Here is a 17,165-nt window from a genome sequence, read left to right as displayed (position 1 = left end):
CCGTATTGAGCAACTCTTTCCGGGATATTGACCAACCCTCGTACCGAACAAAGCCAGGCAAAAACATTGCAAATTCGCTATCTCGAAGTTGGCCATCGACACAAGCACAAAAGCCTGGTTAAAAAAAGTGACTTCAAGCTGTAACACAAAAATAACAAGCAGCTAACAAATAAACTAAGCGGCTCATGTATACTGACAACCGTCCAAAGAATTAACTGGAAATCAGTTTTATTTAATGGAAGCGCTGAAACTTAACGGAATAAATGTGAATTAACAACAAGGAGCACAGTGACGGGAGCAAAATAAATAGATTTTTCGATTGAGTAGTTTAACCCAGATTTTTTTAAAATTATTGCGGAGAAATGAAAGTGAAAAAACATAGTTTATTTGGCCTGATACTGGTTTTGGTTATGTTGGCGATGAATGTGGCAAACGCGGCTACTTATGGGCCTGTAACACCTTCCTTGGTTTCCAGGGATGGTCCGGCTAATGACGGAAGCGATTCCGTCGCAGATCTGAATGCTAATAATTATTTTGGCCTTAACACTTGGTCGGAAATAGCCAGAATAGAGATACCGGAAAATGATACCGCCAGTACAGGATTTTCCGACGATCCACTGAGCATAGGCGATCTGGTCAGAAATGACGAGGGTGAATTGATAAGTGGACGTTGGTCGCTTGATGCGTCTGTATGGCAAGGCTTTGCGTCTGTGATGCTGGTTCTGAATGATGGCAATGTGGGGAATATTTTTTGGACGGCATGGCTGCTGACGCCAGGCAGTACATTCGGTCACTGGATGACGCAAGTGCCCGATAGCACCTTTAGAGGTCTTTCACATATAACAGCCTATGTAAGCCCGGATGCAGCCGTTGTGCCCGTGCCCGCGGCAGTCTGGCTGTTCGGGTCCGGTCTGGCCGGTTTGCTCGGCGCGGCCCGCAGAAAATCAGCTGCTACTCAAGCTTAAAATCGGGTTTTATATTAAAGGGGCTTAGCCCGGATATTTCATGAAACCACAGAGAACACGAAGAACACGAAGAAAATCATGGCGTTATCATTTATCACCGATAACTTCATAAGCTCATCATGAAATATTTTTAAATATTTGAATTGAAAAGCCTTCGTGTACTTCGTGTCCTTCGTGGTGAAATATTCAGGTTAGGCCCCTTTTTTTGCCTTTTTTCAGCCGGTATCAAAACGTCTTCCTATGGGCCTGTCCCGGCGACGGCCCGGACAGCTCCAGCAGGTCGATTACGTTCATCCTGATGGCCAGGCGGGTCAGCTCGATATCGTTGGCGACACCCAATTTCCGCTTGATCAGGTAATGACAGTTCAATACGGTTTTCGGGCTGATATGGAGCATCAGCGCGATATCCTCGACCGGCCGCGCTTCCGCCAGCAGCCGCAGAATCTCGAATTCCCGCACGGTCAGTTCTTCCAGCGCGATGCGGTCGGCGCCCAGCTTTTCCAAGGCCAGGGCCTGGGCGATGTCGGGGCTCAGCGTGTGGCGGCTGGCATGGACATCATGGATGGCCCGGAGCAGGACATCGGGCGGACTGCTTTTGGTGACATAGCCCAGGGCGCCGGCTCGTACCGCTTGTATGGCAAATCCCGGATGCTGGTGCATGCTGAAAACCAGGATTCTGGCATCGGCTTGGCGCTGCCTGATGCGGGCAATCGCTTCCAGCCCGCCCTGATTGGGCAGCGACAGGTCCATGATCACCAGATCGGGGCCGCATGCCTTGAAGCGGACATAGGCTTCAAACCCGTCCGAAGCCTCCGCGACGATCTCCAGCCCAGGCTGCTTGGCCAGCAGCGCGCGATAGCCTTCGCGAACGATGGCATGATCGTCGACCAATAAAATCCTGATGCGGGTCGAAGCAGTCATGCCGGCGCGCCTGTGACAGATTGTACCGGCAACCATGCCCGGATCATAAGCCCGCCGCTTGGGGATGGCGCCAATGTCAGTTGCCCACCCAGTGCCGTAACGCGCTCACGCATGCCGAGCAGGCCGATGCCGGCGGCATCCTCATACGGTGGATTACCGGCGCTGCCGTCGTCGTCGACCCGCAACTCGACCAGTCCTTCGGACTGCGTGAGCGTGACCTGGGCGTTGGCGGCGGTCGAATGTTTGGCGATATTGGTCAGGCATTCCTGAATGATGCGGAAAATATTGGCCGGCACGGGTTCGGGCAACCGGTCGGGATCGCCGTCGATGGTCAGCCGATAATGAGTCTTGCCGCCGCTTCGGGCATTCCAGCCCGCCACCAGGCTGTTCAGCGCGGCCGACAGTCCCAGTTCATCGACGGCCATGGGCCGCAGCCGCAGCAGCATCCCGCGCAACAACGCCATCATGTGGCCGGTGATCCGGGCGATGTTTTCGCCTTCAGGCACCAGTGCCGGACAGTCCTGTTCCGCCGTTTGCGTTATGGAGGCCGCGACGGCATTGATCGCGGCTAGACATTGGCCGAACTCGTCGTGCAGCTCGCGTGCCAGATAGCGGCGTTCCTCCTCCTGCACCGTCATCAGCTTCAGGGCCAGTTCCCTGCGCTCGGCAAGCAGTTGCTGCTGGCGGCTCGCCAGTTGATTGATAGCCTGGCCGGTACGCTGCCATTCCGTCAATTCGAACGCGGGCAGGCGAGCCGACAAGTCGCCGTTTCTCATGCTCTCCAGGCCCGCAATGATGATTTGCGCCGGCCGCAAGGCGCGGCTCACCGTGCCATAAACCAGCAGGCAAAGGGCCAGCACGGTCGATGCCGACAAGCCCATTAATCCGCGCAGCTGTTGCCAGGCGTCGGCGATATCCATGTCCGCGCCGGGCGTGACGACGACTGTGCCATAAACCCGGCCATGGAAGACAATCGGCCGTTTTGTCTCAGCCCCGGGCGCGAAGGCCCAGCGGTAAAAGTTCTCGAACCATTCCGGCCTGCTTCGGGCGGGTGCTTTGCCGCCGCTGCAAACACTGCGGGCCTGATCGCCGCTTGCCGGCATAAAGCGCACGCAAGTGCCGGAAATGGTGTTGATTTGCTGCCATAAACCCTGATCCGGGAACCGTGTCGCAAGGTCGAAGCCCGCATTGATGCGCAGCAGCTGCATTTCCAGTTGCCGACCTATTGAATCGGCCGTTGCCCGGGCCTGATCCCTGGATGCCCTGTCGGCCTGATGCAGGACCCAGGTCGCCGTTGCGACCAGACAGATCAGGCCGATCAGGACGATGCGCGATAGCAGATGGAATTTCAGATTCATAGTCAATGAAGGATTGAGGTTCGGGCGCGTTATTGACCGCATTCTATGCGCCTGTGGCGGACATGAAAAGCCATCGCGACAAGGACGGGCAAATTACCCGTGTTTGACGGGTAATGATCAGGTTACGGACGCATGTCGCCACGTTACCCTGTCGGTACGCGACCCCGTAGGGGCAGACCTGCGTGTCTGCCCTGGCCGTCGCCCCACAGGTGCGGCGTTACATCGATCTAATACTACAGTTGTAATTTCAGGGATATTGATGTTGCCCGCACAGTCTAATGTGTTTTTGATCGTAAGCATTGGCGAGGTGAATGATGAATGCGATGGCAAAGCAGTTCGTGACCCAGGCGGCGAACTGGCAATCGGAGCTGCAGACCTGGTTTGTCAGAATAGGCCGGCACTTTGGCCGGCAGGCCATGCGGCAACGGGCACTGGATTACGTGACGGGCTTGCTCAGCCCGGTTGAGCGCAAAACCAGCTGGCAATTGTCGGAAGCGGTCAAACGACAGACGCCCTATAGCCTGCAGCATTTGCTGGACCGGGCACGCTGGGATGTCGATGCGGTGCGTGATGACGTGCGGACGTATATGATTGAGCATCTGGGCGAGCCCGATGCCGTGCTGGCGGTCGACGAAACCGGCTTTATCAAGAAAGGCCGACATTCGGTCGGCGTGCAGCGCCAGTACAGTGGCACGGCCGGGCGCATTGAGAACTGCCAGATTGGCGTGTTTCTGGCCTATGCCAGTACGCGGGGGCGTGCGTTGATGGACCGCGAACTGTATTTGCCCAAGGAGTGGGCTGACGACATGGTCCGACGGGCTGCCGCGAAAGTGCCTGAAGCAGTCGACTTTGCCACCAAGCCGCAGTTGGCGCAGCGCATGATCGAGCGAGCCGTTGCCGCGCAGGTACCGTTTGCCTGGGTCACTGGCGATGCCGTGTATGGTGACAACCGCAGCCTGCGCGCATGGCTGGAACAGCAGGACCTGCACTTCGTGCTGGCGGTGGCGAGCAACCAATACGTGTGGCCGGACTCGACCGGCCAAAAGACCGTGGCCCAGCTGGCGGCCACGGTCCAGCCGCAAGACTGGACCAGGCTGTCGGCGGGCGATGGCGCCAAGGGGCCGCGTTGGTATGACTGGCTGAGGCTACCTTTGCTGTCCTGGCAGATGCCGGGGGAACGCTGGCTGCTGCTACGGCGCCGGTTGACTGATGGGGAGCTGGCTTATTACGTATGCTATGTACCGCCTGGCACGGACCTGCAGACAATGGTGCGGGTAGCAGGCACGCGCTGGACGGTGGAAGAGTGCTTTGCGGCGGCCAAGGGCGAAATCGGGCTGGATCACTATGAAGTGCGCAGTTGGCACGGCTGGTACCGACACATGACCCTGGCAATGGCCGCGTTGGCGTATTTGGCGGTGTTGTGCCGCCATGAAAAAGACGCGTCATCGGCAAAAAAAACCGGAAACTGCTGAGCAAGCAAGCCTGGAAGCAGCGGCAGCTCTGATCCCGTTGACGGTACCGGAAGTGCGCAAGCTGTTGTGGCAATGGCTGTGGCGGCATCCGCCGAGAATCATGCATATCGTCAACTGGTCGCTATGGCGAAGACGCCATCAAGCCGTTGCCCGTGCCTGCCATTACCGACGACGCAGGGAGAAAAATAATCTACAACTGTAGTACTAAGGAGAAAATAGCATGAAAATAAAGAAATTAAGCAATCAACGGTCTGTTCCCGCCTGGATCATGCTGGGCATGGGGCTGATATTAAGCGGCGCCGTTAACGCGGGCCCCCGCATAGCGGTTTTAAACTTCGAGCTGAACGACATTACGTCCTTGCCGAACACGCCGGGGGAGCGCGTGCGCACGGCGTCGATCAAACCGTTGCTGGAGCAGGCGATCGGTCAGGCCGGCGATTATGAAATCATCCCCGTCGATATCGAGGCGCAAGCGGCGGCCAATGCCGGCTTTGGCTATCTGTACAGATTTCATGACAGTGCGGCGGAACTGGCCCGGCAATCCGGCGCCGATTGGGTGATCGTCGGGCAGCACAGCAAACCGAGTTTTTTATTCTCTTACTTGATGGCGTATCTGGTCAACGTGAAAAACCCCGCGCTTTCCGCACGCTATGCCATCGAGCTGAAAGGCAATCATGAAAAGGTGACAAGGCGAGGAGTCAAGGCTTTGGCGAAAAAAATTGACGCCACGATTGATCGGATGTAAATACCTATCAAAGTGCTATGAAATACATTCTGTTTTTAACGGATGCCGTACAAGGGATTGTGATCCTGTTTGCGCACCGGGCGCGGGGCTCCTTGTAAGCACTCGGCGCGCAAAGCGGCCGGATTGCCGGCCTGCAGGGATCGCCCGGTGCAAAAACCAGGGGAACTTCTTGTAACATCGATTATATAATCTATAATCAGATATTTACTCAAATACCGATTTATTCTATTTATTAATAACAAAATACTAATAATAATTAATAATAAAATACTAATATTAAAGAATAGAATTTAACAGCCTGTTACGGCTTTTCCACGGTTTTTATCGCTTAATTATATACAGCCTGAAGCTGCCATGATTTGGGCGGATTAACTCAAATAATTTTTTACCGATCAGATATTCAGGTCGGTAAATTCGGGGCAAGCTCCGCAACGGGCGAAAGGTTAACGAAATCCGTTAAAGCCAGGGAAGATTCGGCAGGCGGGCAGGGCATTTTCTGTCGCTGTTGATGTAGAGCTTGAGCATTCTATCCCTCATCCTGTCCCTTTCCGAAGGGAGAAGGGCAGGTGCCACAATATTTTTGTGATTATCCTTGAGGGTTTGAATGCATGGATAACGCAAAACATGGCAGAGCATCGCCGGTCTTTCCTGGAGACGGATACCAAGCCGATTTTCTAAAAACCCTTAAGGGCCAATAATAAATATTAATAAATGCCAAAAGGAGAATCTGTATGTCCTCGCAAGCGCCGAACGGGCAATCACCCTATGAGGAGCGCATCATCCCCTTTATTACCGATGATGGCGTCAATCTTAATCTGATCAATGTCCGCGGCCGCAAGCCGCCGGACAAAGGCCCGGTCATACTGGTGCATGGCGCCGGCGTGCGGGCCAATATCTACCGGGCGCCGGTGGCAACGACCATCGTCGATGCGCTGATCGAGCAGGGCTATGACGTATGGCTGGAAAACTGGCGCGGCAGTATCGCCTTTCCGCCGAATTTATGGACCCTGGACCAGGCGGCGCTTTACGATCATCCCAAGGCCGTCAAGACCATCATCGCCGAGACCGGCGCTCAACAGCTCAAGGCCATTATCCATTGCCAGGGCTCGACCAGTTTCACCATGTCGGCCCTCGCGGGACTCGTGCCCGAAGTCACCACCATCGTCAGCAATGCCGTGTCCCTGCATCCGGTCGTGCCGCGCTGGTCCACGTTCAAGCTTCGATACCTGGTGCCGTTGGTCAAGCTGTTCACGCCCTACCTGAATCCGCACTGGGGCGTCGAGGCGCCCGATCTGGCGGCAAAAATGATTACCTTGCTGGTCAATATGACCCATCACGAATGCCATAATGCCGTCTGCAAACAGGTCAGTTTTACCTACGGCAGCGGTTTTCCGGCCCTGTGGAGCCATGAAAACCTGAATGAGGAAACCCATGAATGGCTGAAGGAGGAATTCGGCGCCGTGCCGCTGCGCTTTTTCGAGCAGATCAATCGTTGCGCGCGGCAGGGGCATCTGGTTGCCGTTGAAGGCTTCAAGGAACTGCCGGACGATTTCGTCAAGGCGCCGCCCAAGACTGACGCCCGGTTTGCCTTCTTTACCGGAGAAAACAACCTCTGCTTCCTGCCCGTCAGCCAGATCAACACCTATAACTATTTTTCCGGATTGCGCCCGAATTACCATTCGCTGCATGTGTTGCCCGGTTACGGCCATCTGGATGTGTTCATGGGCCAAAACGCGGCGCGGGATACGTTTCCCTTGATCCTCGACGAACTCAATAAAGACTGATTCATAACAACAATAAAACCGCGCCATAACATGAACGGCGCCAAAAGGGGGTAAAAATCATGTTTTGCATGCCAAAACGCATTAAACAATACGCGGGCCGTTTTTCGCTGGTCGACGGCATTCCGTTCAAGCTGCCGGTCGCCGCGACCAACTCGCCGGCCCTGATGGCGATCTTCCCGATCAATGCGGAAAAAGCCAAGGCCTTCCTGCCCAAGGGGGTCCATCCCTTCCGCTTGTGGAACTCCGGGTTGCTGATCGTGACCGTTATCGATTACCGCGAGACGCCTATCGGCAAATACGTCGAGTACAGCATCGCCATCGCCTGCACGCACGGCGAGAAACCGGCGCCCAGGCTGCTGCCGGCCCTGTTCATGAACTTCTTCAAGACCGGCCAGTATGTGGTCGACCTGCCGGTATCGTCGGAAATATCGGTCAAAGGCGGCAAGGGCATCTGGGGCATGCCGAAGCATCAGGGACATCTGGATTTCAAAATCACCGAGGACAAGGTCAGCAGCCAGTATGACCTGGACGGCAAACTGGTGGCTTATGTCGAGATAGAACCGGCCAAAAAGGCCTGGATACCGGTCAAGATGCGCGCCTCCAATTACTGTTCATTCCGTGGCATGCTGATGAAGTCGGACATCCTGCTCGACACCCAATGCGGCGTCCGCCTGCTCAAGAGCGCCAAGGCCCGCTTCGTCATCGGCGACCATCCCCGTCTGCAGGCCATGAAGGAGCTGGAAATCGGCGATGCCCTCGCCACGGTTTACCTGCCGTCCATCACCGGCACGCTCGATGATCACATTGAAAGCTGGTTTCTGGATTTCGACCAGTTGCCCGAAAAAGCCCCGGAAGGCTTTGAGTCCGTGATCAATCTGGGCCTGAGTGAAGACTGGCTGTCGCCGCCCGACGCGCCGATCCCGCCGGCGTGATCATGATGGCAACAACCACTAGTCAGGAGTAACAGTTATGACGGCACAAGCCCATATTCCCCAGGGCGCGGCGGCCAACGACAACCGCCTGCCCAAACGGGCGCTTATTCTTCCGGGCGGCGGCATGCGCTTATCGTATGCCGCCGGCGCTCTGGCCGAAATTTTCGCCCATGACCTGAAATTCCAGCACATGGACGGCACGTCCGGCGGCTCGCTGAACCTGGCCATGCTGTTTTCAGGCCTGAAGATCGACGACATCTGCGAGCGCTGGCGCACCCTGAAGATGCGCGATACGATTTCTTTCCTCCCTTTCGGCAATTATCTCTGGCCGCCGAATTTTGTCGCCGCCGGTTCAGCCAAGGCCTTCCGCGACAAAGTCTATCCGCATCTGGGCATCGATTTCGAAAAAATCCGCGCGGCGGAAGGCCTGCAGGGCACGTTCAATGTCTGCAATTTCGGCAAAAAAATGAACCAGGTCATCCGCCACCAGGATATGACCGAGGATTATCTCGTGGCCGGCATGTCCCTGCCCGGCACGCTGCCGCCTGTCACGATCAAGGATACCGTTTATCTGGATTCAGGGTTTATCCAGGACGCCAATCTGCTGGAGGCCGTCAAGCGCGGCGCCAATGAATTATGGCTGGTCTGGATCATGGGCAATATCCCGGATTATAGAAGCGGCCCGCTGAATGCCTATGTGCAAATGCTGGAAATGAGCGCCAACGGCGCGCTGATCAAAGAGCTTCAGCACATCAAGGATATCAACGCCCGCATAGCCAATGGCGAGCACTTATACGGACATGAGCAACCCATCACTCTCCACCTGATCAAGCCCGCGCACCCGTTGCCGCTGGATTCGGCGTTATATACGGGCGCCATCAGCCATGCCGACCTGATCGAAATGGGGCGGTCCGATGCGAGAGCTTATTTCAACCGCATGAAACCGGAGGGGGTTCCGTTTGAACCTTATATATTGAAAATGACAGCACAAACAACAGGTCTGCAATTTAAAGAAACCATGAAAGGCGGCTTTTCGCTCGATGCCAGCGACCCTCGGGACGGCAAAACCAAAGGCAGGCAGGCGGGCACGCAATTGGCCATGCATGCCACGGTCAGCATCGATGACATGGACGCCTTCATCAAGGATGCCGAGCATCCGGGCGGCTTGACCGGCACCATCGATTTTGCCCCATTGGGCATGGGCATGGTCGCCGACACCGGCGTGTTCAATCTGTTCAAGCCCACGGACGACCCGAAATTGACCTTGATGGTTTACGAACTGGGTTTTGAGCATCAGGGCCAGGCCTATTACCTGGCCGGCCGAAAGGAAGTGCGCGATGGTTCGGTGTTCAAGCTGTGGCCGGAGACCACGACACTGTACACCCAATTGCACAAAGGCACCGACAAATCAGGCCCGGTCATTGGCGCCGGGGTTCTGACATTAGGCCCGGTCGACCTGATGAAGCTGGTGTCGACCGTCACGGTCACGCATGCCGACGGTTTTCCGAAAAAAGTAAAAACAGTCGGCGCTTTCGGCGGCTTTTTCCTGCGCGAGTTGTGGAGCACCTATGTCACGCATGACCACAAAAGCGGCGAAAGCACCCAAAGTCAGTCCTGACTTTAGCCAACAGCCGCGGGCCGGGCTGGCGATTTCTTAAGACCGGCCTTTCGAAGCCGCTTATGCCGGGTTTGCCAACTCAGCCCGCATAAGCGGTTTCCTGCGCAGTTCAGGAAGCTAATTTTTCACCAAAAATAATAAAAAACAGTATATCGGGGAAATACAATGGAAATCGAATACGATTACGAAGCTATTGTCATCGGCAGTGGTTTTGGGGGCTCAATCAATTGCTGCCGGCTAGCCAAGAAATGGCCCGGCAAGGTCATGCTGCTGGAGCGCGGCAAGCGTTATCCCCTGGGATCTTTCCCGCGCTCGCCGCATGACATCGCCAACAACTTCTGGAACCTTCCGCCGGAAAAGCGCAGCAGGCCGAAAAGCATCGCCGACAAGGAAACCCACGGCATGTTCGATATCCGCAATTTTGACCATATCGATGCCGTGGTCGGCGCGGGACTGGGCGGCGGCTCGCTGATCTATGCCAATGTCTTTCTCCAGCCGCCCGATGAAGTATTCGACCACAACTGGCCGGAAACCAGCAAGAAAGACGCCTTGCAACCCTATTACGCGGTCAGCAAGGAAGTCCTGGGCGCCAGGCCCGTACCGCAAAGCGACGACCCGCGCCGGCAGATCATCCGCACGGGCCTGTTTCAGGAGTTCGCCAAGGCCGATGGCCGAGAGTCGCAACTGCTGGATATCAATGTCTTCTTCGGCAATGATTTCGACAATCCCACCGACATCGGCGTGCAGGAAAAAAACCGTTACGGCGCGCTGCAAACATCCTGCGTCTATTGCGCCGAATGCGATCTGGGCTGCAATACGCAATCGAAAAACACGCTGGATCTGAATTACCTGCATGTCGCCGAGACCCGTTATAACGCCGCGATCAAGACCGAAGTCCTCGGCCAGAAAATCGTGCCTCTGGATGCGCAGGGCAATGAAAATCCCGCCGCCGGCGGCGAATTCGGTTACCGGGTTTATTGGCTGGATCTGAACGACGGCCATGGGCAGCACAGCGCCGTTACCCGCCGCGTCGTGGTTTCGGCCGGCACGCTGGGCTCGAACGAACTGCTGATGCGCTGCCGGGACGTCTACAAAACCCTGCCCCATATCAGCCAGCAGTTGGGCCGGCATTTTTCCGGCAACGGCGATTTCCTGTCATTCGTCATCGACGGCGACAAGCCGGCCGACCCCAATTACGGACCGGTCATCACCCAGGGCACTGATTACAATCTGTTCAAGAATTTCGACCGGGAGCGCGCCTTCATCCTGGAGGATGCCAGCTATCCCGGTTTTGCCGCCTGGTATTCGGAAGGGCTCAGACCGGGGCTTTCGCATTTCAACGCCTTTATCCGCACCGCCAAGGTGGCATTTGACCGCTTCATTAGCGGCCTCGCGAACGGACATATCGGCTATGCCTTCAATGAATTGCTGAAAGGCGATATTTCCTATACCAGCAGCGTGTTGTTGTGCATGGGCATAGACAAAAGCAACGGCGTCATGGAATTGAACGACGCCGGCTTTCTGCATGTGAAGTGGCCTTACAAGGACAGCATGTCCCTGTATCAGACCATTCTCGATACCGGCAAGCGGTTCAAGGACTGGTGCGGGGGCAAGGCGTTCATCCCGCTGCCGAACTGGCTGTGGCCCATGAAACGGAACGTCACGGTCCATTCCCTGGGCGGCTGCCGTCTGGCGAACGACCCCGCCGAAGGCGTCACCAGCGCGGCCATCGATAGCTTCGGCCAGGTGTTCGGTTACGCCGGACTGTATGTCGCGGACGGGGCCTTATTGCCGACGGCGGTCGGCGCCAATCCGGTGGCGACGATCTGCGCCTTGTCGGAACGTGTCGCGGAGGGCATTACCGGCATCAAGCCGGACGCGGACTTATAAACCGTTTCCGGATTCAGACCAATCGCCTGCTGGCCGGCTCTTGGCCCGGATCAACAGGCGATACCCGGCACAAACCATAATGATGACCGAGGCCGCGGATACCTCGGTTTTATTGCAACTAGAGGTAGACCTATGAGCGACTTTCCTGCTTATGACGAGATTCACGTAATCTCGGATATCCACATGGGCGGCAACAGGCCCAATTTCCAAATTCTGAGGGAGACCAAAAGGCTGGCCGGCTATATCGGCTGGGTGGGCAAGCAGTGCCCGGCGGGCAATGTCGCGCTGGTGCTGAACGGGGATGTCTTCGACACGCTGGCCGAGGAATTGCCGGGCTATATCGCCGTCGAACAAGCCGTCGCGGTCGTTGACCGGATCATGAATGACCCGTCGTTCTCCGGCATCTGGGAGGCTCTGGCGGCTTTCGTGGCGATCGAGCGGCGCACGCTGATCTTTATCATAGGCAACCACGACATCGAAATGTCGTTCCCGACGGTCCAGCGCCTGATCATGACGCGACTGGCGGGCGATGATCTGGTCAAGCGCGCCCGGATCGAATTCTCGACTATCGGCGCCGGCTATACCTGCCTGGTCGGCGGCGCCCGCGTCTACTGCACGCACGGCAATGAGGTGGACGCCTGGAACTACAACCGCTACGAGGATCTGGCCAAGGTCGGGCGGCGCCTGAATGCCGGCCGTTCGCTCGATCCCAAGGAATGGTATCCGAACGCCGGCACACGCATGGTCAAGGAGGTCATGAACGAGGTCAAGGAAAAATACAAATGGATCGATTTGCTGAAACCGGAAACCCAGGCCGCGGTCGGCACGCTGGTCGTGCTCGATCCGTCCCAGGCGAAAAAGATCACCGACCTGGTGTCAATCGTCGGCGAGAGAGTCAGCGGCGGCAGGGAAGTCAACCAACGCCTGTCCGCGGAAGGGTTTCAGCCGCGCGAACAGGTGGCGGATGCTTCGGCGCTGACGGTCGAGCAATTGCTGGGCCCCAATCTCAGAGAGGGCGTCAGCATGCACGCACAACAGGATTCGCAGGATGTGGACGCGATGCTGGCGCTGGCCGAGGCCAATCTCGGCAAACCGAATGCCCAGATCGTCGAGCCGGCGGCGCCGCTGGGCACCTGGCAGCTGATCTTCGACCGGCTGACGGGCTGGCTCAGGGATGTGCCCAAGGACGAGGCGTTGCGCCGGGCTCTGAAAGACTGGCTGGCCGACGACAAGACCTTCGATCATACCGACCGGGACGACACCTTCAAGGATGTCACGGCGGCGGTAGGCGCTTCCATCGATTTCATCATTACCGGGCACACGCACCTGGAGCGCGCCATCGACATGGGCGGCGGGCGGTTTTACTTCAATTGCGGCACCTGGATCCGGCTGCTGCGCTTCACCGATGCGATGCTGAAGGACCGGGACTCGTTCAAGCCGGTTTACGACGTGCTGATCGACGGCCGCATGGAACTGATCGACGAGGCGAAATTCGGCGGCCAGAGTTTCGTGATGAACCAGACCAGCGCCGTGTCCATCAAGGTTGAAAACGGCAGCGTCGTCGGCCGCCTGAGCCACGTTGTCGGCGACGGCACGACAGCGCCCCGGGTCATCCAGCAATTCGTGAGGAAATGACATGAGCAACAATCACACCTCGGAAATCCGCAACGTCAAACTCGAACTGTTGAGGTCCGGGCCTGCCCACAATCAGCTGCTGTCGCCGCTGACCAATTATATTGCCTTGTGCGGCTCCGACGGCCCGGTGACGCTGCAAATGCCGTTCGAGCATCGCCAGTTGCTGATGCGCTTGCGGCGGCTCAGATATCCCCTGGACAAGGACCCCGCCACCGACGACCAGCGGCAATCGGAAGTCCGCGACCTGGGCGAATCCATCGGCCGCGTGCTCGGCCAGGTGCCGGCCATGCTGTCCGAACTCGGCAATGCCGGCGCCGAGAACGGCAAGCTCGTGCATCTGCGGCTGGCGATGTCCGCGTTTGAACTGGGCCTGATTCCCTTCGAGGCGGCCGTGGCGCCGGACGGCTTCCCCGGGTCGGGCTCGCCGCTGTTCTTGCAAATGCGCACGCCGATCTCGATCACGCGGGAAATCCGCCGCGGCCGCCCGCTGCCGGTCAACTGGACGCGTCCGCCGCGCATTCTGTTCGCCTTCGCGGCGCCGAACGGGCTTTACGTGCCCGCGCAAACCCATTTGCAGGCCCTGCGCGAGGCCATCGAGCCCTGGATCAAGATCAAGGATAAGGACAAGGACCGTATCGACGAAGTCAAAAAGCTGCTGACTGTGCTGCCTAATGCCACGCTGGAGCAGATCCGTTCGCTGTGCGCGTCGACCGAATTCACCCATGTCCACATCCTGGCGCACGGCGCGCCGTTCAAATACTCCGGCGACGAGCGCTACGGCGTGGCCTTGTGCAGCGAGACCAGCGACAGCGCCGATATCGTCGACGGCGAGCGCCTCGCCATCGCCTTGACCTCGAGCGACTCGGCCGGCAATACCCGGTTTCGCCCCACGGTCGTGACGCTGGCGACCTGCGACTCCGGCAACATTGAGTCGGTGCTGACACCCGGCGGCAGCATCGCCCACGAATTGAACGCGGCCGGCATCCCGTGGGTCGTCGCATCCCAGTTTCCGCTGTGGATGAAGGCATCGGCCATCGCGGCCAAAGTGTTTTACAGCGGTCTGTTGAGCGGTGCCGATCCGCGCTGGGTGCTCTACGAATTGCGCCAGCGGTTGCGCACGGATTCGCCGGAGACGCATGACTGGGCCAGCATCGTCGCTTACGCCACGGTGCCGTGGAATTTTGAACAGCAGGTCAACCAGTTCCGCGACCAGCAGACGCACAAGAAAATCGAAGTGAAGTTTGGCCGGATCGACGAATTGGTCGGCGCGGATGTAGATAGTGGCGACGAAGCAGGGAAGGTGCTTAGCGAGGCTCAAAACAAGGAGTTGGCGGCGCTGTGCGCATCGGTTCGCGAAGATCTGAAAAACTGGCGCGCGGAACTGCACGCCGGCGTCTCGACCCAGGACCGGGCGAAACGTCTGGGCATCAGCGCCGCCTGCGAGAAACGCATCGGCATCGCCTATACCCTGGCGGAAGATCTGCCTTTGGCGCAGAAAGCCTACGAAGCCTGCCGCGACTTCTATCGCGACGCCTGGGATATCGATCCCTGCAACCACTGGGTGATCACGCAGTATCTGTCGATTATCGCCATACTGAACCGGGAAGACGACGGGCCCATGCTCAAGGAACTGGCGCGCAAATACGGCATAGTTTGGAACGCGGCCCGGCAGATCGTGGATTGGCAGATACGGAAAACGTCAGGCGATGAGCGGGCTTATGCGTTAAGCACGTTCGCGGAACTCAGTTTATTGGGCGCGGTTTACGGCGGACAAAGCGTCGACCCGGAAATGCTGGAAGCCGATATCACCTATTACTGCAAAGAGATGTTGAACGAGTTATGCGCCGAGGCATTTCCGATTATTTCAACGCGGCGCCAGTTCAGGCGGTATCTGAAAGACTGGAGCTCCCCGCTGTGGGCCGGTCTGGCGCAGGCGGCGCTGAATGCGCTGGGGGATGTATATTGATTTTAGCAGGGCCGAATTCGTGCTTGCGCGAGCAGGGCGCTCGATAGTGATTCTTGACTATGCCGCTGTGAATGTCTGGCGTACCCGCATCGCGGCAAGCAGCTTGAAAATCGATCCATGTCAACATCAGGTTCAGCAGGTCGGGTAAAACGTTTGCGTAACCCGACCTATATGACCACATCACCGGACAATATTTTATTTTGCTCGGGCCTTAAAGATTATTTAAGTTCTCCCCGCAACTGTTTAAACCAATATTCCATTTGTCTGCCCGCCGCCTCCCGGCCGCCCAATCCGAATGAAAGCGCTACCGCAACGGCGATGGCGCCCAGGGTTAAGCCAAAAGCCATGTTCACGATATCGTCAGCCAATCCCATTGCGTGCAGGCCCATTGCCGTCACAAGACCAAGTATGGCGAATTTTGCAATGCCGGCCAGTATTTTGCTTTCGCCGCTGCTTCTAATAATAACCAGGTAAGTTATATTGGCCAGCCAAAAGCCGACAGCCAGAATAATCGAGCCAAGCAGAATCTGACCACTGAATTCCACAAAGGTTGTGACAAGATCCCCCACTTGATGTAATCCCAGTTGGTTGGCCGCCTCAATAGTGGCAAACAGCATGGTAAAGAAAATTATCAACCTCCCGACCAGGATGGAGGGCGTGATTCCTGTTGTAAACACGTCTCCAAAGCCCAGCGCCGCCGGAACCCTGTCAAAATTCATGCCCTGCAAAAGAGAGGCGACAAGGTTTGCGACAAATCGCGCCACATAGAAAGCGATGATCAAAATCACCGCCGCCGCAAAAATATCCGGAATTGTCCGCATAATAATATTGAGCATATTCGTAGCGGGCGCGGATATCGCTTCCAATTCCAGGGCGTCCAATGCCGCTATCAGGGCGGGGACAAACACAAAGAAAAAGACGATAGCGCCAATAAGCCGGGACAGTCTCATGCCGCCTCCCAAACCGGCCCGGATGCCGATACGGTCCACTCCGGCGGCAGCGAGTAAATTTGCCACAATGTCGCGAAGAATTTTAGCCACAAACCAGCCGACCAGACCGATGATGAAGGCGGCAAGAATATTCGGCAACATGGCTAAGACTTTATTAACCATATTCTGAACGGGGCCCAGTAACCCCTCCAGTTGAAAAGCGCCCAGAATCGCGGGCAGAAACAGTAGAAAAATAAACCAGTAAACGACGTTACCGATATTTTTGCTGGTCGAGGCGCCGCTCTCCACAACACCAAGTCTCTCATCCAGATCAGTGGCGTCCAGTGCCTTAATGACCAGCAAGCGGACCACGGTTGCCAATAGCCAGGCGATCAGCAACAAAATCCCTCCGGCGACAAGCCGGGGAATATATTGGAATACCTGAGTTACCAAGGCATCCAGAGGTCTTGACACCAATTCAAGGTCAAGAACATTGAACGCGGCAATTAATACGATCAGCATAATGATCCAATAGACGCCCTTGGCGATGCCGGACTCAAGATCTATTGTAATATCACCGCCCTTGGCAACCTTCTGGTTCAGTCTGAACAGGGAAAGGGCTTTGCGAATACCGGCTCTAATCAAAACGGCCACCAGCCAACCGATGATAAGGATAGCCAATGCGCCGGCAATCCTGGGAAGATGCTGTCCCAATGTATCTTGGAGGGAATTCATTAAATTTGTTGTTTCCATGAAATTCTCCTTCGTGAATATATTTAATTCAACTGTGTATTTTTGAATTTTTAAAAAATACACAACCTCTTGCAGGCAATGTAGGTTAAAGAAAAATAAATTACTATTGGTTCAAATACTTAGGAACGGGTATGAAATAAAACCTGCAACTGAAGCAGATTTCTGTTCCTGTTCAACGACTGCATGGGCAGGAAATG

The 17,165-nt window shown here is 56.4% G+C and carries 13 protein-coding genes; 10 read left to right on the top strand and 3 right to left on the bottom strand.

Features of this window, described 5'->3' with window-relative positions:
* The first annotated feature begins 362 nt into the window (after positions 1–362).
* Positions 363–965, top strand: coding sequence for a hypothetical protein (locus tag METMA_RS27760; protein ID WP_020158438.1), 603 nt, complete (start codon positions 363–365; stop codon positions 963–965).
* Positions 966–1,190: 225 nt separating this feature from the next.
* Here METMA_RS27760 and METMA_RS0107390 read toward each other — a convergent pair whose 3' ends face one another.
* Positions 1,191–1,886 (bottom strand): response regulator, encoded by a 696-nt coding sequence (locus tag METMA_RS0107390; protein WP_020158437.1) that lies wholly within the window; start codon positions 1,884–1,886, stop codon positions 1,191–1,193.
* Positions 1,883–3,286, bottom strand: a complete 1,404-nt coding sequence (locus tag METMA_RS0107385) for a histidine kinase (RefSeq protein ID WP_020158436.1) — start codon at positions 3,284–3,286, stop codon at positions 1,883–1,885. The genes METMA_RS0107390 and METMA_RS0107385 overlap by 4 nt, the downstream gene beginning before the upstream one ends.
* A 281-nt stretch (positions 3,287–3,567) precedes the next feature.
* On the opposite strand from METMA_RS0107385, the gene METMA_RS0107380 reads away from it, so the two are divergent.
* The 9 genes from METMA_RS0107380 (at position 3,568) to METMA_RS0107345 (ending at position 15,286) form a co-directional block, all read left to right on the top strand.
* Positions 3,568–4,716 (top strand): IS701 family transposase, encoded by a 1,149-nt coding sequence (locus tag METMA_RS0107380; protein WP_040591051.1) that lies wholly within the window; start codon positions 3,568–3,570, stop codon positions 4,714–4,716.
* The gene (locus METMA_RS26320; protein WP_036251846.1) at positions 4,673–4,918 is read left to right on the top strand and encodes a hypothetical protein; all 246 of its coding nucleotides are present in this window, start codon (positions 4,673–4,675) and stop codon (positions 4,916–4,918) included. The genes METMA_RS0107380 and METMA_RS26320 overlap by 44 nt, the downstream gene beginning before the upstream one ends.
* An 18-nt stretch (positions 4,919–4,936) precedes the next feature.
* Positions 4,937–5,461: a DUF3280 domain-containing protein gene (locus METMA_RS0107375; RefSeq protein ID WP_020158434.1), complete on the top strand. Its 525-nt coding sequence runs from the start codon at positions 4,937–4,939 to the stop codon at positions 5,459–5,461.
* A gap of 731 nt (positions 5,462–6,192) precedes the next feature.
* Entirely contained in the window at positions 6,193–7,245 is a 1,053-nt protein-coding gene (locus tag METMA_RS0107370) for an alpha/beta hydrolase family protein (RefSeq protein WP_020158433.1), read from the top strand.
* A gap of 68 nt (positions 7,246–7,313) precedes the next feature.
* Positions 7,314–8,177, top strand: a complete 864-nt coding sequence (locus METMA_RS0107365; protein ID WP_020158432.1) for an acetoacetate decarboxylase family protein — start codon at positions 7,314–7,316, stop codon at positions 8,175–8,177.
* A 37-nt stretch (positions 8,178–8,214) separates the two neighbouring features.
* On the top strand, positions 8,215–9,795 hold the full coding sequence (locus METMA_RS0107360) for a patatin-like phospholipase family protein (protein WP_020158431.1): 1,581 nt from the start codon (positions 8,215–8,217) through the stop codon (positions 9,793–9,795).
* Positions 9,796–9,960: 165 nt separating this feature from the next.
* Positions 9,961–11,685 carry a GMC oxidoreductase gene (locus METMA_RS0107355; protein ID WP_020158430.1) on the top strand — a complete coding sequence of 575 codons (1,725 nt, stop codon included), beginning with the start codon at positions 9,961–9,963 and terminating at the stop codon, positions 11,683–11,685.
* Between the two features lie 132 nt (positions 11,686–11,817).
* Positions 11,818–13,320: a metallophosphoesterase gene (locus tag METMA_RS0107350; RefSeq protein WP_020158429.1), complete on the top strand. Its 1,503-nt coding sequence runs from the start codon at positions 11,818–11,820 to the stop codon at positions 13,318–13,320.
* 1 nt (position 13,321) lies between these two features.
* Positions 13,322–15,286, top strand: coding sequence for a CHAT domain-containing protein (locus METMA_RS0107345; protein ID WP_020158428.1), 1,965 nt, complete (start codon positions 13,322–13,324; stop codon positions 15,284–15,286).
* Positions 15,287–15,504: 218 nt separating this feature from the next.
* Here METMA_RS0107345 and METMA_RS0107335 read toward each other — a convergent pair whose 3' ends face one another.
* Positions 15,505–16,950 (bottom strand): mechanosensitive ion channel, encoded by a 1,446-nt coding sequence (locus tag METMA_RS0107335; protein WP_198014478.1) that lies wholly within the window; start codon positions 16,948–16,950, stop codon positions 15,505–15,507.
* Between the last annotated feature and the right edge of the window lie 215 nt (positions 16,951–17,165).

The organism is Methylobacter marinus A45, from assembly GCF_000383855.1.
GTDB classification, from domain to species: domain Bacteria; phylum Pseudomonadota; class Gammaproteobacteria; order Methylococcales; family Methylomonadaceae; genus Methylobacter; species Methylobacter marinus.
This window is presented reverse-complemented; position numbering and strand designations above follow the sequence as displayed.

Bases quoted from the DNA above. Each gene is read 5' to 3' on its own strand.
- METMA_RS27760 (WP_020158438.1), top strand. From the start codon at position 363: ATGAAAGTGAAAAAACATAGTTTATTTGGCCTGATACTGGTTTTGGTT.
- METMA_RS0107390 (WP_020158437.1), bottom strand. From the start codon at position 1,886: ATGACTGCTTCGACCCGCATCAGGATTTTATTGGTCGACGATCATGCC.
- METMA_RS0107385 (WP_020158436.1), bottom strand. From the start codon at position 3,286: ATGCGGTCAATAACGCGCCCGAACCTCAATCCTTCATTGACTATGAAT.
- METMA_RS0107380 (WP_040591051.1), top strand. From the start codon at position 3,568: ATGGCAAAGCAGTTCGTGACCCAGGCGGCGAACTGGCAATCGGAGCTG.
- METMA_RS26320 (WP_036251846.1), top strand. From the start codon at position 4,673: ATGAAAAAGACGCGTCATCGGCAAAAAAAACCGGAAACTGCTGAGCAA.
- METMA_RS0107375 (WP_020158434.1), top strand. From the start codon at position 4,937: ATGAAAATAAAGAAATTAAGCAATCAACGGTCTGTTCCCGCCTGGATC.
- METMA_RS0107370 (WP_020158433.1), top strand. From the start codon at position 6,193: ATGTCCTCGCAAGCGCCGAACGGGCAATCACCCTATGAGGAGCGCATC.
- METMA_RS0107365 (WP_020158432.1), top strand. From the start codon at position 7,314: ATGCCAAAACGCATTAAACAATACGCGGGCCGTTTTTCGCTGGTCGAC.
- METMA_RS0107360 (WP_020158431.1), top strand. From the start codon at position 8,215: ATGACGGCACAAGCCCATATTCCCCAGGGCGCGGCGGCCAACGACAAC.
- METMA_RS0107355 (WP_020158430.1), top strand. From the start codon at position 9,961: ATGGAAATCGAATACGATTACGAAGCTATTGTCATCGGCAGTGGTTTT.
- METMA_RS0107350 (WP_020158429.1), top strand. From the start codon at position 11,818: ATGAGCGACTTTCCTGCTTATGACGAGATTCACGTAATCTCGGATATC.
- METMA_RS0107345 (WP_020158428.1), top strand. From the start codon at position 13,322: ATGAGCAACAATCACACCTCGGAAATCCGCAACGTCAAACTCGAACTG.
- METMA_RS0107335 (WP_198014478.1), bottom strand. From the start codon at position 16,950: ATGAATTCCCTCCAAGATACATTGGGACAGCATCTTCCCAGGATTGCC.